The sequence below is a fragment of the Synechocystis sp. LEGE 06083 genome, from assembly GCF_015207725.1.
GTDB lineage: Bacteria > Cyanobacteriota > Cyanobacteriia > Cyanobacteriales > Microcystaceae > Synechocystis > Synechocystis salina.
The window spans coordinates 1-1,229 of the sequence record NZ_JADEWJ010000457.1; the positions used below are offsets into that span (position 1 = coordinate 1).

Annotated in this window: 2 protein-coding genes; both read left to right on the forward strand. The window is 49.1% G+C overall.

Annotated features, from left to right (window positions below; genetic code table 11):
• Window positions 1-521, forward strand: a 521-nt coding sequence (locus IQ219_RS19715) for a four-carbon acid sugar kinase family protein (RefSeq protein WP_194073751.1), incomplete at its 5' end; no start/stop codon positions are given.
• Window positions 522-635: 114 nt separating this feature from the next.
• A partial coding sequence (locus tag IQ219_RS19720) for a cryptochrome/photolyase family protein (protein ID WP_368667641.1) occupies window positions 636-1,229 on the forward strand: 594 nt, incomplete at its 3' end.

Here is a 1,229-nt window from a genome sequence, read left to right on the forward strand (position 1 = left end):
CCCATGTGCAAAAAACCACGGAACAGTTGATGACATTGCTCAAGGACGAAACGGTGCAGGGCATTGAAATTCCAGTGCAACAGTTGCGGGATCATCCCGACAGTGAAGCCGAAATCATTGCCAACGCTTTAACGACGGTGAACGAAATTCGGGCTGGGGGAAAAACACCGGTAATTTACACCAGTCGGGGGGAATTAAGTTTTGCTTCGGTGCAGGCACGGTTAGACTTTGGCGTTACCCTGTCCCAACTGTTAATGAAAATTGTTCAACAATTACCCCAGGACATCGGCTTTTTGATCAGCAAAGGAGGTATCACTTCCAATGATGTACTCAGTGTGGGACTACAGTTAACTTCTGTGCGCCTGTTGGGGCAAATTATCCCTGGTTGTTCTTTGGTTCGGACCGCACAGGATCATCCCCGTTTTCCCCTTTTGCCGGTGGTGTTATTTCCCGGTAACGTCGGCAATGCTCGGGGTTTAGCTACGGTCTATGAAAGGTTGTCCCGAAAGTCTAATTCTTGAGACATTTTTCTTGATTTACCCTAATTATTATTGTCGGTTTCCCTACTCATAACCTGCTTTGACCAGGGCTGGTGGATTTTCAACTAGGCCTTTTGCTATTGGCGATCGCCGGCCGTGGATAACAGCGACTTTACCCGTTCCTCACACAAAATTACTGCTATGACCATTGGCATTTGGGTATTGGGAGATCAACTTTGGTTGGGGCAAGCGGCCTTAAAAAGCTATCAAGATAATCGCTCACAAGTCCCCGTTCTCTTGATTGAATCGGCAGAATTTGCCCGCCAACGGCCCTACCATCGCCAAAAATTAGTGTTGGTTTGGTCCGCCATGCGGCACTTCGCAGAGGAATTGAGGGCCGAGGGCTGGTCGGTTACTTATGAAATCGCCGAAGACTTCCTCACTCCCTTATACCATTGGCTCAAAATCCAGGGCATTAGCCATCTCCAAGTCATGACCCCCGGCGATCGCCCCTTTGAAGCCTGGTTACGGTCTCTTAGTCTGCCCTGTGAACTGACCCTATTGCCCAACAATCATTTTCTCTGGCCCAAGGAAGATTTTGCTGCCTGGGCTGGCGATCGTAAGCGCCTATTGCTAGAGGATTTTTACCGTGCAGGGCGCAAACGTTGGCAAATTTTAATGGCAGACGATCAACCCGTGGGGGGCCGCTGGAATTTTGATCAGGATAATCGCAAGCCTTCCAAAAAGCTT